Origin of the sequence: Streptomyces sp. M-16 (assembly GCF_052114405.1) — a bacterium.
In the GTDB taxonomy this organism is placed as follows: domain Bacteria; phylum Actinomycetota; class Actinomycetes; order Streptomycetales; family Streptomycetaceae; genus Streptomyces.
Map to the genome: position 1 here is coordinate 1 of NZ_JBFRER010000025.1, position 15459 is coordinate 15459.

Below are 15459 nucleotides of genomic sequence, written 5' to 3' on the forward strand. Positions count from 1 at the left end.
CGTCCACGTCGTCCTGGGTCCAGCGGGCGATCGGCGAGACCTTCACCTTCCGCCGCTTCTCGTCCCAGCCCACCACCGGCGTGTTCGCCCGGGTCGGGGACTCGTCACGGCGCAGCCCCGTCGCCCACGCCTCGTACGCGGTCAGGCCCCCTTCCAGCGGCTCGACCTTGCGCAGCGCACAGCACAGGTCCGGATCGCGGTCGTACAGCCTCGGCCCGTACTCGGCGTCCTGTTCGGCGACGCTCCGGCGCGGGGTGAGGGTGATGACATTGACGTCCATCACCGCCTCCACCGCGTCCCTCGTGCCGATGGTCTCCTCGAAGTGGTAACCCGTGTCCAGGAACACCACGTCCACGCCGGGGAAGACGCGGGAGGCGAGGTGGGCGACCACCGCGTCCTCCATCGAGGAGGTCACGCAGAACTTCCTCCCGAAGGTCTCGGCGGCCCACCGCAGGATTTCCGGCGCGGGGGCGTCATCGAGTTCCCGGCCGGCCCGCTCTGCCAGTTTTTCGAGATCGGTCATCCGGCGGCTCCTTCACGGGGAACGCGGCGCACGGTCGGGAATTTTCCTTGCCGAGATTAGCAATACGGATACGTAAAGCACTGACGGTTCGCTGATCGCGGGCATTTTCGGCCCGAAGTAGCCAACCTGGGCCTCTCACCTGGGATTTCAGGTATTTCAGAGGATTTGCGGTGCCCCGTCAGGGAGCGGTAAGCGTGCCATCAGCGGACCGCCAGCGCCCTTGTGCCATAGTGAGCCGAAAATTGCATCGAATCCCGTGCTGGCCGACGGGCCAGAAATTGCGGACCCAGCGAACGAAGCAACCCACTGGCCGGTTTACGCATTCTGGCCGACATCCCCGGAGAGGGCACGCGGAGAAATGAGACTGCAAGGACTGCGCCGAGGAAGGCTGATACGCCGCCTCGCACTGTGTCTGTCGGCGGTGGGACTCACCGCCTCCATGCTCACCGGAGCGGAACCCGCCGCCGCAGGCACACCGGAGACCTGGACGTCCACCTTCCAGGGCAGTGACGGCGTCACCTATTCGGCGACCAATCACCTGGTACCGGCTTCCAAGGGCCCCGGACGGCAGTGGATGCTCGTCTGGGCCGGACCGGCCAAGCAGCCCGCGCCCGACTTCCTGAGCGTCATCGACGCCACCCCGGGCTCCCCCACGTACGGCAAGGTCGCCAACACCGTCACCGTCGGCCCGAACAACGGCAACGAGCCGCACCACATGCAGTACGTGTGGCACAAGGGCGACCGGATCTACGCCGGCGGCATCATGAGCGACACCACCTTCGTCTTCGACGCGAAGGCCCTGCCCGCGCTCACCATCGCCGGGGTCAACTCCACCGTCGACACCCCCTGCGGGACCCTGCCCGACGCCTACCAGGTCCTGAGCGACGGAACCGCGTACGGCACGTACATGGGCGGCCCGAACGTGACCGGTCCCTGCACCTACACGAACGGCCAGGTGCGGGTCGGCAACGGCGCCGCCGGCTCCCCCGGGGAGATCGTGCGGATCGGCCGGGACGGCAAGACCCTCGCCGAGATCCCGGCGGCCACCGCGGCCGGCGAGGACCCGGCCCAGTGCGGCAACGTCCCGGCGCTGCCCGCCGCGACCTGCGCGAACCCGCACGGGGTCGCCGTCCGCGAGGACCTGAACGTGATGGTGGCGAGCGACTTCGCCGAGGCCCGCAACTTCATGACGCCCGACTCGGAGCTGAAGGAGAACCTGGCCCGCCAGACGGTCCGCGTCTTCGACATCACCAATCGCGACAACCCGACGCTGCGCTCGGTGACCAAGGTCGCCGACGGACCGCGCGGGGCCCAGGAGCCGCGTGCCTTCTTCCGCGAGTCCCGGGTGGTCATGGAGACCGCGCTGACCAACCGGCCCGGCCACAAGGGCGCGTTCGTCTCCTCCATGGCCGGCGGGGCCGTCTTCTACACCCCGGACGTCACCGCGCCCGCACCGCAGTGGAAGGAGGTCTTCGACGACACGACCGCCTACCGCAGCTTCCAGCGCGACACGGGCGTCACCGGCAGCGGGGACAACGGCAGCTGGCTGGCCGTCAGCCCCGACGACCGGTTCCTCTTCCACACGGTGATGGGCCAGTCGGTGCCCTTCGGCAAGCCCCTCGACCAGACCACTGGCATGATCTACGTCCTCGACGTCCAGAAGCTCCTCGCCGCCGGTGACGGGGCCAAGTGCTCCGTCGACGAGCTCGCCGAGGCGAGCCGGGGCGGGCACGAGCGGGACTGCCCGGAGCTGGTCAGCACCGTGCCGATCCGCGACGTGAGCTCGGGCGGCCCGCACTGGGGCGCCATGGACAACTTCAGGCGGGGCGCGGACGGCGTCTACCGCGAGACGCAGGACGTCAGCCGGATCGCGGTCGCCAACTACTTCGTCGCCGGGTCCTTCGGCGGCGGCGGCGACCACCGGGTCTGCATGTTCGACCTCGACCGGCGCGGCCGGGTCTCCCTGGACCGGTCCTTCCGCGACGAGAACACCGGCAAGCCCTGCGTGGGCTTCAACCGGACGTCCTGGCCGCACGGCGACACCGGGGACGCCCAGCCGCACGGCGTCCTGTTCGTGGTGAGCGACAGCGTCGTACGACGGTGAGCGCTGTCCTCGCGGCGGCGGTCGTCCTGACCGCCGCCCTGGCGCTCGGCCTGGTGCTGCTCCTGCGCACCCGGCTGCTCGCCCGCCGCACCACCGCCTCGGCGTACTTCGCGGCGGCGGTGGCGTGCGCGGTGGCGGCCGGGGTGTGGGGCGGTCCGTTCATGTCTCCGGCCCCTGCGAAGCCGGTGGCGGGGGGTCCGCTGTTGGGCTCGCTCGTGCTGGGCGCCCGGCAGGTCCCGGTGATGGTGGTGCCGAACCGGCCCGGGTACAACCTGGTGGCGGTAGGCGCCCCCGACGCCTCCGCCGGGACCGGACGGGACCGCCTCGCCAAGGGCGAGCGCAGGCCCGGGTCGGCCCTGACGTGGGTGCCGGTCGAGCTGCCGGCCGGGCCCGGGCAGGTGTGGGTCTCCGCCGGCGGGGCGTCGGCCCCGCTGGCCGTGGACACGGGCCGCGCGGGCGGCAAGGGCCCCGGCGCCGACGTGCGGGGCGCCGACGGGCCGGAGTGCGCGAGCGCCGCCGCCGGGGCCGTGGTCGGGGGCGACGCCACACCCCTGGCCGGCTGCCCCGCCGACCGGCTCGCAGAGGCCGACGCGGCCGCCCTGCGGGAGACCGTGGGCTTCCTCGCCGGGCGCGGGGCCCGCTCCCTCGCCCTCGCCGAGGACGCCTCGCCGCGCGGCCGGGCCGCGGCCGCCGAGGTGCGTGCCGCGGCCGCCCGCGCGGGCATCTCCGTAGGCGGGCCGGACGGGAGCCGGCAGCCGCTGGTCGTCACCGCGGGCTGGGCGGGCGCGGACACCGCCGTACGCGACGTCGAGGCGGGCCGCACCACCGCCGAGGGCACCTACCTGGCGCCCTGGCTGTTCACCGCCCCGCTGCTGTCGCCGAGCGCGGGCCAGCTCATCCCGCTGCGGTACGCGCCGAACAGCCCGGCCGCGGTGGAGTACCTGACGGCGCTCGGCGCCCGCCTGCCGGGCGAACTCCCCACCGCGGCCGGGTACGAGGCCTGGCGCCTGGCGCGCGGGATGGCGGGCCCGGCGCCCGCCCGGCTGTACGCCACCGCCGTGCTCTACGTACCCGGCAGCGGCGGCTCCGGCGGTCACCACCACGAGGGGGCCACGAGCTGGCTGCCCAGCGGAATGATCGTCCCGGTGGCGCCCCTCGGCACGGCCTGACCCCCGCACGGCCCGACCCCCTCCCCCCTCCCCGTAGGAGCACGGACTCATGACGGAAACAGCCGCGCCGCCGGTCCGCACCGCACGGACCACACGGCCCGCCGCCCAACGTCCCGAAGGCCAGTGGGCGCTGGGCGAGCGGGAACCGCTCAACGCCAACGAGGAGTTCAAGCAGGTCGAGGACCCGCTGCTGGTGCGCGAACGCATCGAGCGGGTCTACTCCCGCGAGGGCTTCGCCGGCATCGACCCCGACGACCTGCGCGGCCGGATGCGCTGGTGGGGGCTGTACACGCAGCGCAAGCCCGGCATCGACGGAGGGAAGACCGGCTCCCTGGCCCCGGAGGAGCTGGAGGACGAGCACTTCATGATGCGGGTGCGCAGCGACGGCGGCACCCTCGACGCCGCCCAGCTGCGCGCCATCGCCGACGTCTCGATGCGGTTCGCCCGCAACACCGCCGACATCACCGACCGGCAGAACATCCAGCTGCACTGGGTGCGCATCGAGGACGTGCCCGCGATCTGGCGGCGGCTGGAGGAGGTCGGCCTGTCCACGACGGAGGCCTGCGGGGACTGCCCGCGCGTCATCGTCGGCAGCCCGGTGGCGGGGGTGGGAGCGGACGAGGTCCTCGACGCGACCCCGGCGGTACGGGAGATCGCCGCCCGCTACATCGGGGACCCGTCGCTGTCGAACCTGCCGCGCAAGTACAAGTCGGCGGTGTCCTGGCTGCCGGACATCCCGTACGAGATCAACGACCTGGCCTTCCTGGGCGCGGTCCACCCGGAGCACGGGCCGGGCTTCGGCATGTGGGTGGGCGGCGGCCTGTCGACGGTGCCGATCCTGGCGCGGCACGTCGGGGTGTGGGTGCCGCTGGCGGACGTCCCCGACGTGTGGGTGGCGGTGGCGCGGCTGTTCCGCGACTACGGCTACCGGCGGCTGCGGGGCCGGGCCCGGCTGAAGTTCCTGATCGCGGACTGGGGCGTGGAGAAGTTCCGCCGGGTCCTGGAGGAGGAGTACCTCGGCCGTCCCCTGCTCGACGGGCCGGCCCCCTCGCTCCCCCCTGTCCCGATCGACCACATCGGCGTACACCCGCAGAACGACGGCCTGTCGTACGTGGGCGCGGCGCCGGTCGCCGGACGCCTCTCGGGTACGGGGCTGGCGGCGCTGGCCGACCTGGCGGAGGCCCACGGCAGCGGCCGGGTCCGGCTGACCCCGTACCAGAAGCTGCTCGTCCTGGACGTGGCCGACCCTGAGCCCCTGGTCGCGGAGCTGGCGGAGATCGGCCTCCAGGCCCGGCCCTCGCCCTGGCGGCGGAACACGATGGCCTGCACGGGGATCGAGTACTGCAAACTGGCGATCGTCGAGACCAAGGAGCGGGCGGCGACCCTGGTCGCGGAGCTGGAGAAGCGCCTGGCGGGAGAGGACGTGGGCCTGTCCGTCAACCTCAACGGCTGCCCCAACTCCTGCGCCCGCACGCAGGTCGCGGACATCGGCCTGAAGGGGCAGCTGGTCGCGGACGAGGACGGCCGGCAGGTCGAGGGCTTCCAGGTCCACCTGGGCGGCAGCCTGACGCTGGCCGCGGACCAGGAGGGCGGCTTCGGCAAGAAGCTGCGCGGCCTGAAGACGACGGCGGCGGACCTCCCGGACTACGTGGAACGCCTCACCCGCGGCTACCTGGCGGGGCGCACGGACGAGTCGGAACCCTTCGCGGCCTGGGTAGCCCGCTGCGACGAGTCCGCCCTGCAGTAACCCGCCCGACCCCGCGCACGAGGCGGCCCGGTGGCAGACGCCACCGGGCCGCTGCGCGTGCCCGGATCCGCGCGGGTCCGGCAGCACATCCGGCGCCTGCCGGCCGGCACACCCGCCCGCACCCCGCCCCCGACCGCCGACCGCCGACCGCACACGAGCACTCCAGCAGGGCCGGTCGTCCCGCCGCGCCTCGCCGAGCGAACCGCGGGGTGCGTCACGCGCCGCTCGGTACGCCTGCGTTCGTGAGGATGTCGCGTGCCGGCAGCGCCGTGCTCTGGGCGGCGGTCAGACCGGAGGCCGCCAGGTGGGCGTCCACGATCCGAAGGCCGGCCGCATATCCGGCGAAGTCAGGCAGTCCGACGGGCTGGTGCCCCATGTGCCGTGCGGTGGCGTCGCCGTACACGTACGCGGGCAGGTTCTGCATCCCGGCCACATCGATCCCGGCCGCGACCTTCTCGTAGACGTCGTCCAGTTCCGGGCCGGACAGCGTCGTCGCCCAGGGCCCCATGGCCGGCGCACCCGCCAGTTCCCGCACGAACGCCTCCGCCAGGCCCTCGGCCACGACCTGCTCGCCGACCGTGACCGTCATCGGATTCCAGACCACATTGGCATAGCGCACGTTGTGGTGGAGCTCGTGCGCCGCGACGTAGCCGATCTTCGCCAGGCTGGTCTCGGTGGGCCACATCGTCAGCTGGATCGCCCCCGGGATTCCCCCCATACCGAGGTAGCCGGCGTTGCGAACCGTCAGCAGGTCGTCATCGGGGTCTCCGAGCACCAGGACGACATGCACGGTCTCGGCGGTCTTGACGCCGGGCACCGCACCGCTCAGTCGCTCCCACGCCGCGGCGAGACAGTCCTCGATCCGGCCCCACACGTCCGCGTCCCGCATCTGACCCAGGGCCGTCAGGTAGCGCGGGTCCTCACGGTCGATCCGGAAGCCGCTGCCCATCCGGTGCATCTGGACCACGTCGATGCCCACCGCGGACATCACGCCGTGCAGAGGGCTGAGCATGTCCCGTAGGGCCTCGGGCCGCTCCGTCAGCGGGCGCTGCAGGAGATCGAGCATGGCGGACGCCGTGTCATGAACAATGATCTTCATGACCTGGGACCGTAGGGCCTCACGTTACGGGACGTTCAACCGTCAGGTTCTCCGCCCCGGTTCCTCCCGCACCACCCCCTGACTCATCCGGTCGATCACGACCCGACGGACAGGGGACGGCTCCGCTCCGCGCAGCGGAAAGCGCCGGGCCGGGCCCTTGACGGGGCCCGGCCCGGGTGGGGGGTGAACAGGGGGTCAGGAGGAAGGGGCGGCGGCCAGCTCCGCGGCAAGGGCTTCGCGGATGACGGCCGCACTGCGGTCCACGTCGTCCTCGGTGGTGCGCCAGTTGACGACCGAGATGCGCATCGCGGCCCGGCCCTCCCACACCGTGCCGCCGAACCAGCAGACGCCGCTCTCCTGGATCCGCGCGATCACGTTCCGGGTGACCCGGTCGTCGTCGCCGAAGCGGACCAGCAGCTGGTTCAGGACGACGTCGTTGAGGAGTTCCACCCCCTCGACACCGGCCAGGTGCCCCTCGAAGCGCCGTACGTGCGCGCAGCAGCGTTCGACGAGGTCCGCGACCCCGGAGCGGCCCAGGGAGCGCAGCGCGGCCCAGACCGGCAGGCTGCGGGCGCGCCGGGAGAAGTCGGGGACCCACTCGATGGCGTCGCGTTCGCCGTCGGTGCCGGGCGGGAGGTACCCGGCCCGTTCGTTGAGCATGGCGGCCCGGTGCGCCTCGGGGTGGGCGATGACCACGATCCCGCAGTCGTAGGGGACGTTGAGCCACTTGTGGGCGTCCAGCGCCCAGGAGTCGGCCCGCTCCACGCCCTCGACGAGGGGGCGGAGCCGCGGGCTGGCGGCGGCCCAGAGGCCGAAGGCACCGTCGACGTGCACCCAGGCCCCGTAGCGGTGCGCGATGTCGCAGACCTCGCCGACCGGGTCGATGGCACCGGAGTTGACGTCGCCGATCTGCGCGCAGACGATGACCGGCCCGTCCAGGGCGGCCAGGGTGCGCTCCAGTTCGGCGGGGATCATGCGGCCCTTGTCGTCGACCGGCACGTTGCGGATTCGGGCGGTGCCGAAGCCGAGGTAGCGGGCGGCCAGGTCGATGGTCATGTGGTGCTGGGCGCCGGCGACGATGGCCACGTCGGGCGCGCCGCCCAGGCCCTCGCGCTCCACGTCCCAGCCGGCCTCGGCGAGGAGTTTGTGGCGGGCGGCGGCCAGCGAGGTCAGGTGGGCCATGGTGCAGCCGGTGGGGAAGCCGACGGAGGCGTGCGCGGGCAGACCCAGGAGTTCCAGGACCCACTGCGCGGCCACGTCCTCGGCCACGGCGATGGCCGGTGAGAGGTTGTAGAGACTGGCGGTCTGGTCGTAGGCGGCGACGAGCCAGTCGGTGGCGATGGCCACGGGCAGGGTGCCGCCGGTGACGTAGCCGAAGTAGCGGGGGCCGTTGGCGGTGGGGATGCCGCCCTCGGCGACGGCCCGGCCGATGAGTTCGATGGTGTCGGTCGCCGCACCCGGCCCGGCGGGCAGCGGGCCACCGAACATTTTCAGCAATTGTTCGGAACCGGCAGTGGCACCGACCGGCCGATCGGCGAGACCCGCCAGATATTCGGTGGCCTGCTGATAGGCCAATGCGAGAGGCGCACTGTCTGCTGTGGTCATAGTACTAACCTAGGGCGCGGGCACTGACGTACGACTGACGAATATGGCCGGAACAACCGGTTACCCGGACTCCGTGGACTTCACGGGCCGTTGGACTGTATTACTTTCTCCTGTGGCCCGGTCCGACCGGCGGGCCGCCCGTGCCGAGCCATGAGACATGAGGAGTCCCGATGTCCGACGAGCAGACACGCAAGGTTATCGACCAGTTCAACCAGGCATTCCAGCAGCACGACCCGAGCCTGCTGAAAGACCTCCTCGCCGAGAACTGCCGGCTGGAGAACTCCGGCCCGGCTCCCGACGGCTCCAAGCACGTCGGGTACGACGAATGCCTGCAGTTCTGGAGCGCCATCGCGGGCAACGAGGGAATGACCTTCGAGGTGGAGGAGGTCTGGACGGCCGGCGAGCGCGCGGTGTGCCGCTGGACGCTGCGCTGGGGCGGCGGTCCGCAGGACTTCGTGCGGGGTGTGAACGTGACCCGCCTCGAAGGCGGACTCATCGTCGAGAGCTTCGGTTACGTCAAGGGCTGATCCCCGAAAAGGAGGGGGGACGGGCCGCATGCGGCCCCGAGCTGGGAGACGATCATCACGCAGTCCTCCAGGGCCTTGGTGGCGTGGCCCTTGCCGTGCGTGTCCTCGACCAGCTGGGTGTTGCCGGGTACGAAGGTGCGCCAGGTGCCGTCGCTGACACCGCACTCCATCCTGCCGCTGACCAGGGTCATGATCTGGCGGCGCGGCGCCGGGTGGAAGTCGCCGAACCACCCGGCCGGGATGTAGAGGTAGACGGCCTGCTTGGCCGGCACGCCCTCGGAGACGAACAGCGAGGGCGCGGGCGGGGCGAAATTCACCGCCGTCACCTCAAGCGTCTCGTCGATGAAATGCGATTCCCCGTTCTCGTCGGCGTACAGACGCGATACGGCAATCTTGGCGGTCTCGGCGCTCACGGGAACTCCCCTGGTACCAGATTCGTAGTGGCTCGATCGCCTTCGACTATCCCAGTCACCGCTGATGGCCCCCTGACCGGTGCCGGGATTTCCTTCTCAGATATCCATCAGCACGGTGTCAGCCGTCCCGTGCCAAGCTGATGTCACAGAAAGGCCGAGGAGAGGTTCCCAAAGCGGCCCAATGGGGTCCGGAATATCGCCGGACGGGCTCTGCCCACGCAGGTTCGAATCCTGCCCTCTCCGCAAGGTGCTCATCCCAGGCACGCGCATCCCGATCCGGTTACCAGGGGTGCGCGTGTCTTTGGCATGAGGGGCCCCGCACCCACCCGCAGCGGTGCGCGGGGCCCCGCGAGCGCCTCCCTTCGTCCCCGGACCCGCGACGCGCGGAGCGGGCGCGGCCGGCCGGCATCCCGCCCGCCGGCAGCCCACCCGCCCCGGGCCCTTCCGCCCACGGGTCCCGTCGACGGATCCGCACCCACTTCCCCATCTCCGGCGCGACCCGAACAGGCGTCGTTTTCCGAGCGACCCCGAGAGACATGGAGACGCAGTTGCCCAGCACCGACAACCACACCGTGCCCACGATCCGCAGGACCGACGCCGCCGCGCTCGTGGAGGAGGTCTCCTCCTGGCTGACCGTGGACGCCGACGAGATCGACGCCAAGTTCCTGGGCGAGCGATCGCGCGTCGTCGAGGCGGTCAGCGAGATGAACTCCGCCGCCGTCACCGGCCCCGACCGGGCCGACGCCCACTACCACCAGCAGCTCCTGCTGTCGCGCATCTACCAGACGGTGATGCAGATACCGGACCAGCCGACGGCCGAGGGCTCGGTGCTGCTGCACGAGGTCACCCGGATGCTGGAGAACGCCACCCTGGCCGCCGAGGACGCCCACCTGGAGCCCGGCCTCCTGGAGTCGGCGCCCACCGAGCCCAAGCAGTTCCTGTCCTGGCTCAAGGGACTGATCCGCACCCACCGGGCCTTCAAGCACCCCTACTACACCGACTTCATCAACCGCGAGGCGCAGCGCGAGGACCTGCGCACCTACGTCATCCAGGAGTCGCTGATCGACGGCCGCTTCGACGACTTCCTCGCGATGATGCAGATCGGCACGGCCGGCGCCAGCAAGCTGGAGATCGCCGGGAACTACTGGGACGAGATGGGCAACGGCGATCCCGAGGCCGTGCACACCCACCTCTTCAACAAGATCTACGAGGTGTTCGACGTCCGCAATGAGGACCTCGAAGCCGCCATGACCACCACCGACCTGCACTCCGGCAACCTCGCGGTGCTGCTGTGCCGGTACCGCCACCTCTACCCGGAGGCGGTCGGCTTCCTCGGCATGACCGAGTGGCTGGCCCCCGACCGGTTCCGCAACGTCGTCCGGGCCTGGGAGCGCCTGGGCCTGCCCGAGGTCGGCATCACCTACCACCGGCTGCACATCACCATCGACTCGCAGCACGCGGCGGGCTGGTTCCACAACGTGGTCATCCCGAGCGCCGACACCGCGTACATGCGCCGCGGCATCGCCCGGGGCGCCCTGTGGCGGGCCAACTCCTCCGCCCGGCACCTCGACGAGCGGCTGGACCTGGCACGGCCCGCCACGGAACGGGCCGCCGCCGAGCGCACGCCCGTCGCCGCGGGCTGAGCCGTGCCGACGGGTGCGCACGGACTGCGCGAGCACGGCTTCGCGCCGGTCGTCCTGCCGCCGGTCCCGGCGGCGGTCTCGGCCGGCTTCCGCGACCACCCGTACCGCACGCTGCGGCTGCGGATGTCCTGGACGGCGGACGACGACTGGCTCTTCCAGTACGTCCCGCCGTCCGGGGCGCCCGCGCCGGGCGGTCCGGTACGCGACCTCGCGGACCGGCGCCTGGCGGCGGGGCTCGGCTCCCTCCTGCGGCGCACGCTCAGCGGGCCGTGGCTCGACGTCCACGCCGACTGGCTGATCGGGCTGCACCGGATCCGGACCGTCGCCCCGGCGGGGACGACGGTCCGGGTGGAGCCACCGGAACCGCCTCCGGCGGACGCCACGTTCACCCTCCTCGCGCTCCTGGGCCGCGAGGGGGCGGGCAGCCTGCGCTCCCGCCTCTACGGTCCGGGCGGGGCCTCGGCTCCCCTGCTGGAGGCGGCCCCGCGGCCCGGCCAGGGGCTCCTGCTCGACCGGCGCRCCGTCACCGACGACCTCCACGAACTGGTGGCCGGGTCCGGCGGCCCGGTGACCCAGGACCTCCTGACGGCCCACCTCTCCCCGGCCGCCGGCCCGGCGTCCTCGGCCCTGCGCATCCGCCCGATGCTGGTGCGCGGCCCGTCCGGCACCCTCGTCCGCACCCGCCCGGCCCTGCGCTGACCGGCCCCCGGCCCCCTCCCGCCGCCCGCCGGGAGGGGGTCACCCCTTCTCACCCAGCGCGTTCCGCAACCAGTCCAACGGGCCCTGCCCCAGCAGTTCGTCGGCGAGCCGCCGCCCGGTCTCCGTCGTCAGCCGCCCCCGGCTGTTGTCGACCCACCGCTGCGCGGCCGCGTACCCCTGCGCGCGGTACTCGATGCCCTGGAGCATGCACTCCAGCTTGTCGGCGTCCCGCGCACACACCGCCTCCGGCGAATCCCCGGCCTCGTACTCGGCGACCAGCTCCCGGATCACCGAGGCCAGCACGTCGGGCATGCCAGCGGTCTGGTCGGCCGTCACGGCCTTCGGGTCGCCCGCCGGCGCGTACTTCTTCCCGAGGTGGTTCACGTCCCCGGTCCGGGTCTCCTGCGTGTCGTGCCACACGGCGAGGAACGCGGCCCGCGCGGGGTCGGCGCCCTCCAGCTTCGCGATCACCGAGGCGATCAGCGAGGCCCGCCACGAGTGCTCGGCAACGCTCTCGGGCTGCTTGACCCCGGCCATCCACCAGCCCGTACGGGCCGTGTTCTTCAGCGTCCCCGCCTCATAGAGGAACCGTGCCACCGCGGACAGGTCGTCAGCCACGTCTGTACTCCTTCTCACGCCTCGACCGCGTCGAGCGCCAGGCCCCACGGATACGGACGCTTCTCCCCGGGCATGTTCGGCTCGAAGCCGTCCGGTCCGTACAACACCCGGACTCCGGCCGTGCGGAGGGTCTCCAGCGACAGCGGCAGCTGGGGGTGCCTGGCGTACGCCGAGTTCACGCAGGGCATCATCGTCATCGGGATGCCCTTGCCGAGGCCCTCGGCGACGAACCCGACGAGCCACGTATCGGTGATGCCGAGGGCCCACCGATTGATGGTGTTCGTCGTCGCCGGAGCCACGAGCACCGCGTCCGCAGGCGGCCACACGTCCGGTCGGCCGGGCCGCCTGTAGCGCGAGCGCACCAGATGCCCCGTCAGGGCGGCCAGCCCGGGCAGGCTGTCCTCAAGCCAGTCGGCGGCCGCGGGGGTGAGGCCGAGGCAGACGTCCCAACCGCGGCGCTGTGCCTCCTCGATCACACCGGCGACCTCGAAAACCGGCGGGGCCGCCGAACACAGCAAGTACAGGGTCCTCGTCGTCATGGCGCCCGAGCCTATGCAATACCTCCCTGTCCGAGTGGAGTCGGGAGCAAAGCAGGACGCGGCTCACCGCTCACGGATATGTTCCTCGGCGACGAGTCCTTGGACGGAGACCGGCATGCCTCTACCCGACGACGACCACACCGGCCACCGAATCCGGGAACAGCGGCGCCTCGCCCGCCTGACGCAGCGCGAGTTGGCCGACCGGATCCCGTACAGCCTCAGCCTCCTGAACCAGGTCGAGTGCGGGGCACGACCGGCGACTCCCGGCTTCGTGGCGGCCGTGGCGCTCGCGCTGCGAGTGGACGCGTCCAAACTGACAGGGCTCACCGCCGTGCACACGCTTCCCTCCGACCGGCTGGTCGGGCTGGTCACCCCGATCCGGGAGGCCCTGGACCGCTTCGACCTCGGACCGAACCCCGACATCACCCGCACACGGCCCGCGCCGGATCTGATCGCCGAGGCGGACGCCCTGTGCCGGCAGGTGAGGGCCACGCACCTGCGTGCCGCGGCGCGGGCTCTGCCGACTCTGATCGTGGAGCTGACCCACACGGTCTGGACGGAGCCGTCCGCGGTGTCGTGGCGGGCCCTCGCTTCGACGTACCGGACCGCCCACGACGTCGCACTGAAGCTCGACCACCCGGACCTCGCCCGCATCGCGCTGGACCGGATGGGATGGGCCGCGGGCCGAGCGTCGGATCCGTGCGTCGAGGCAGTACAGCGGTACAAGCGTGCGATCTTGTGGCGTTGCGCGACCAGCGTGCCACTGATCACGTCGGGGCAGGTACTGCTCGCCGGGGAAACAAGCCGCGAGGCCCTGGCCGTGACGGGGCAGCTCCATCTCGGCCTGGCCACCGTGGCCGCGAAGGACGAGGATGCGACCGCGGTGGAAACGCATCTCGCTGCCGCTCGGGAGATGGCGGACCAGGTCGGCGGCGAAGCGGGCGACGTGCACTGGCTTTCCTTCGGGCGGGTCAACGTCAAGCTCCACGAGATCGGCACGTCGATCACGATGCGCGACTTCGACGAGGCCCTCGGCCGGGCCCGCGCGTTGAAGCTGCCGCAGTCGACGCTGACCTCCCGGCGCGCCCGCTACCTCGTGGACCGCGCGTTGGTCGAGATGGAGGCGGGCTCGGCCAGGACCTCGCTCGGGTTCTTGGCGGAGGCCAGGAAGGTCGCACCCGAGCAGACGCGGCATCTGCCGGCCACTCGGGCCACGGTCCGGGGGCTGGTGCACGTGTCGCGGCGGGCACCGGACGGCTTGGGCGGGATGGCGCGCTGGCTCGGCCTGTAGCGCTCACGGCACTCACAGATCTGTGAGCATTCATGCCCCGGCGTGCTCCCACACTCGTCATCAGCACCCGCTGACGACTTCAGGGAGCACCACCATGGACCCCGGCGAGACGCAGACCATCGAGGACCTCATCGGGCGGGCGATCGTGCCCTACTCGGAGCGGCCCGACGCCGAGGCCGTCGCGCGCCTCATCGACGACCTGATCACCCACGGGCAGGCGCTCCACGCCCGAGTGTCCGCGATGCCCGGCGTCCGGGGGACGGAGCGTGCCGGGGCGGCCCTGGCCGAGTGGTCGTACTTCGTCGACGCCGGCCCGACGGGGCGGGGCGACCACGCGAACTGGAACCACGCGCGTGCCCTGGCGCGCATTCTGCGGAACCTCGTCGTGACGTACGCGGGTCAGCGGTCGGGCCACACCCGGTGAGGGAGTGGCAGCGGCAGGTGCTCTACGTCGTCAGCGTGCTGCTCGTACTCGGCTCCCTGCTCGTCGGCATTGCGTTCACGTGAAACTCCCCGGCATGCGCGCCGCGCCCCCGCACTGGCCGAGTGCGGGGGCGCGGCGCATGGAGTCGTTGATCCGCTGCCCCGTCCTCCAGATCGACCCACGCCAGCGGTCCCGACTCATCGAGATCATCCAGAACATCCGAGAACGTATCCGCGAGGCCCGCGCCAACGGCTGGATCGGTGAGGTCGAGGGGCTCCAGGTCGGCTTCGACGCTGCGATGGCCAGGCTCAACAGCCTCAAGCGGTCTCCAACCGATGGTCGGCCGCAGCCGGCCGACCTTGCCATGCCGGTCTTCACCGACGACGCACCCCCGCCCCAGCAGGGACCGGGAGGGCCCGAATACCGGCCCTGATCCTGTCAAGGAGCGAGTTCGGCTTGGCGGAGGCTGAGGAACACCGCCGGGGTCGTCCATCCGCGCAACGTGGCGTGAATCGCAGATCGGAATGCGGCCTCGGCCGTGGCGGCGTCGAGGGCCCCAGCCAGTTCGAGAGTCACGAGCCCGTGCAGGGTGGCCCAGACTGACAGGCCGATCGATGTTGCTTCGCCGACGAGGACGGACGCCGTCAAGGCGCGATCGATCGCCGCGAGGAGTGGACGGATCGGGTCACTGGTACCGACCTGCCCCGACGGGTCGAAGGACTGCACACCACCGAACAGCACCGTGTACAGGTGGCTGTGTCCGAGCCCCCAACGACGGTAGGCGCCGGCCAGCGAGTAGAGGTCGGCGAGAGGGTCCGCGGAGGTCTGCACCGCCGACACGTCCTGGAACAGGCCGGCGACGGCTCTGTCGCGCACCGCACCGATCAGCCCGTCCTTACCACCGAACAAGGAATACACCGCCGTGGTCGACGCCTCGGCAGCAGCGGCCACGGCGCGGACCGTGAGCAACTCCCGCGGACGGGTGGCGAGCATCTCGGTCGCGCACGCCACAAGCCGCTCTTTGACGGCCTCGTCGTTTGTTCTCGGCCTACCCATGA

16 protein-coding genes and 1 tRNA gene are annotated in these 15459 nt (G+C 71.8%); 10 read left to right on the forward strand and 7 right to left on the reverse strand.

The window, feature by feature from the left end:
• A partial coding sequence (locus AB4039_RS13935) for a phosphoadenylyl-sulfate reductase (protein ID WP_442270849.1) occupies positions 1-523 on the reverse strand: 523 nt, incomplete at its 3' end.
• Positions 524-881: 358 nt separating this feature from the next.
• Here AB4039_RS13935 and AB4039_RS13940 point away from each other — a divergent pair.
• From AB4039_RS13940 to AB4039_RS13950, 3 genes are read left to right on the forward strand one after another with little or no spacing between them, the layout of a single operon-like run.
• Positions 882-2627 carry a hypothetical protein gene (locus AB4039_RS13940; protein WP_266845106.1) on the forward strand — a complete coding sequence of 582 codons (1746 nt, stop codon included), beginning with the start codon at positions 882-884 and terminating at the stop codon, positions 2625-2627.
• Complete coding sequence (locus AB4039_RS13945) at positions 2624-3796, forward strand: hypothetical protein (RefSeq protein ID WP_266845107.1); 1173 nt, start codon at positions 2624-2626, stop codon at positions 3794-3796. The genes AB4039_RS13940 and AB4039_RS13945 overlap by 4 nt, the downstream gene beginning before the upstream one ends.
• A 49-nt stretch (positions 3797-3845) precedes the next feature.
• Positions 3846-5543, forward strand: coding sequence for a nitrite/sulfite reductase (locus AB4039_RS13950; protein WP_266845108.1), 1698 nt, complete (start codon positions 3846-3848; stop codon positions 5541-5543).
• Positions 5544-5757: 214 nt separating this feature from the next.
• On the opposite strand, the gene AB4039_RS13955 is transcribed toward AB4039_RS13950, so the two are convergent.
• On the reverse strand, positions 5758-6642 hold the full coding sequence (locus AB4039_RS13955) for a DUF2268 domain-containing protein (protein ID WP_359927159.1): 885 nt from the start codon (positions 6640-6642) through the stop codon (positions 5758-5760).
• A gap of 195 nt (positions 6643-6837) precedes the next feature.
• Entirely contained in the window at positions 6838-8130 is a 1293-nt protein-coding gene (locus AB4039_RS13960; protein ID WP_266845110.1) for an aminotransferase class V-fold PLP-dependent enzyme, read from the reverse strand.
• Positions 8131-8417: 287 nt separating this feature from the next.
• On the opposite strand from AB4039_RS13960, the gene AB4039_RS13965 reads away from it, so the two are divergent.
• Positions 8418-8774: a nuclear transport factor 2 family protein gene (locus AB4039_RS13965; RefSeq protein ID WP_030237782.1), complete on the forward strand. Its 357-nt coding sequence runs from the start codon at positions 8418-8420 to the stop codon at positions 8772-8774.
• Here AB4039_RS13965 and AB4039_RS13970 read toward each other — a convergent pair.
• On the reverse strand, positions 8759-9187 hold the full coding sequence (locus AB4039_RS13970) for a hypothetical protein (RefSeq protein WP_442270850.1): 429 nt from the start codon (positions 9185-9187) through the stop codon (positions 8759-8761). The genes AB4039_RS13965 and AB4039_RS13970 overlap by 16 nt on opposite strands.
• Before the next feature lie 158 nt (positions 9188-9345).
• On the opposite strand from AB4039_RS13970, the gene AB4039_RS13975 reads away from it, so the two are divergent.
• The 3 genes from AB4039_RS13975 (at position 9346) to AB4039_RS13985 (ending at position 11529) form a co-directional block, all read left to right on the forward strand.
• Positions 9346-9430 (forward strand) — tRNA-Tyr (locus AB4039_RS13975).
• A 305-nt stretch (positions 9431-9735) separates the two neighbouring features.
• Complete coding sequence (locus tag AB4039_RS13980; RefSeq protein WP_266845111.1) at positions 9736-10830, forward strand: iron-containing redox enzyme family protein; 1095 nt, start codon at positions 9736-9738, stop codon at positions 10828-10830.
• A 3-nt stretch (positions 10831-10833) separates the two neighbouring features.
• Positions 10834-11529, forward strand: coding sequence for a hypothetical protein (locus tag AB4039_RS13985; protein WP_442270851.1), 696 nt, complete (start codon positions 10834-10836; stop codon positions 11527-11529).
• 39 nt (positions 11530-11568) lie between these two features.
• On the opposite strand, the gene AB4039_RS13990 is transcribed toward AB4039_RS13985, so the two are convergent.
• Both AB4039_RS13990 and AB4039_RS13995 read right to left on the reverse strand, forming a co-directional pair.
• Entirely contained in the window at positions 11569-12147 is a 579-nt protein-coding gene (locus AB4039_RS13990; RefSeq protein WP_266845113.1) for an HD domain-containing protein, read from the reverse strand.
• Between the two features lie 14 nt (positions 12148-12161).
• Positions 12162-12686 carry a flavoprotein gene (locus tag AB4039_RS13995; RefSeq protein WP_442270852.1) on the reverse strand — a complete coding sequence of 175 codons (525 nt, stop codon included), beginning with the start codon at positions 12684-12686 and terminating at the stop codon, positions 12162-12164.
• 115 nt (positions 12687-12801) lie between these two features.
• Here AB4039_RS13995 and AB4039_RS14000 point away from each other — a divergent pair, with 115 nt between their 5' ends.
• The 3 genes from AB4039_RS14000 (at position 12802) to AB4039_RS14010 (ending at position 14834) form a co-directional block, all read left to right on the forward strand.
• Positions 12802-13977 (forward strand): helix-turn-helix domain-containing protein, encoded by a 1176-nt coding sequence (locus AB4039_RS14000; RefSeq protein ID WP_442270853.1) that lies wholly within the window; start codon positions 12802-12804, stop codon positions 13975-13977.
• 94 nt (positions 13978-14071) lie between these two features.
• Positions 14072-14401 (forward strand): DUF6415 family natural product biosynthesis protein, encoded by a 330-nt coding sequence (locus AB4039_RS14005; protein ID WP_442270854.1) that lies wholly within the window; start codon positions 14072-14074, stop codon positions 14399-14401.
• Between the two features lie 139 nt (positions 14402-14540).
• The gene (locus tag AB4039_RS14010) at positions 14541-14834 is read left to right on the forward strand and encodes a hypothetical protein (protein WP_266845118.1); all 294 of its coding nucleotides are present in this window, start codon (positions 14541-14543) and stop codon (positions 14832-14834) included.
• A gap of 5 nt (positions 14835-14839) precedes the next feature.
• Here the strand turns inward: AB4039_RS14010 and AB4039_RS14015 are convergent, their stop codons facing one another.
• Positions 14840-15457, reverse strand: a complete 618-nt coding sequence (locus AB4039_RS14015) for a TetR-like C-terminal domain-containing protein (RefSeq protein WP_266845120.1) — start codon at positions 15455-15457, stop codon at positions 14840-14842.
• Between the last annotated feature and the right edge of the window lie 2 nt (positions 15458-15459).

What these genes read in the sequence shown, in the direction of transcription:
- AB4039_RS13940 (WP_266845106.1), top strand. Translation starts at nt 882, where the DNA reads ATGAGACTGCAAGGACTGCGCCGAGGAAGGCTGATACGCCGCCTCGCA.
- AB4039_RS13950 (WP_266845108.1), top strand. Translation starts at nt 3,846, where the DNA reads ATGACGGAAACAGCCGCGCCGCCGGTCCGCACCGCACGGACCACACGG.
- AB4039_RS13955 (WP_359927159.1), bottom strand. Translation starts at nt 6,642, where the DNA reads ATGAAGATCATTGTTCATGACACGGCGTCCGCCATGCTCGATCTCCTG.
- AB4039_RS13960 (WP_266845110.1), bottom strand. Translation starts at nt 8,130, where the DNA reads ATGTTCGGTGGCCCGCTGCCCGCCGGGCCGGGTGCGGCGACCGACACC.
- AB4039_RS13965 (WP_030237782.1), top strand. Translation starts at nt 8,418, where the DNA reads ATGTCCGACGAGCAGACACGCAAGGTTATCGACCAGTTCAACCAGGCA.
- AB4039_RS13995 (WP_442270852.1), bottom strand. Translation starts at nt 12,686, where the DNA reads ATGACGACGAGGACCCTGTACTTGCTGTGTTCGGCGGCCCCGCCGGTT.
- AB4039_RS14000 (WP_442270853.1), top strand. Translation starts at nt 12,802, where the DNA reads ATGCCTCTACCCGACGACGACCACACCGGCCACCGAATCCGGGAACAG.
- AB4039_RS14005 (WP_442270854.1), top strand. Translation starts at nt 14,072, where the DNA reads ATGGACCCCGGCGAGACGCAGACCATCGAGGACCTCATCGGGCGGGCG.
- AB4039_RS14010 (WP_266845118.1), top strand. Translation starts at nt 14,541, where the DNA reads ATGGAGTCGTTGATCCGCTGCCCCGTCCTCCAGATCGACCCACGCCAG.
- AB4039_RS14015 (WP_266845120.1), bottom strand. Translation starts at nt 15,457, where the DNA reads ATGGGTAGGCCGAGAACAAACGACGAGGCCGTCAAAGAGCGGCTTGTG.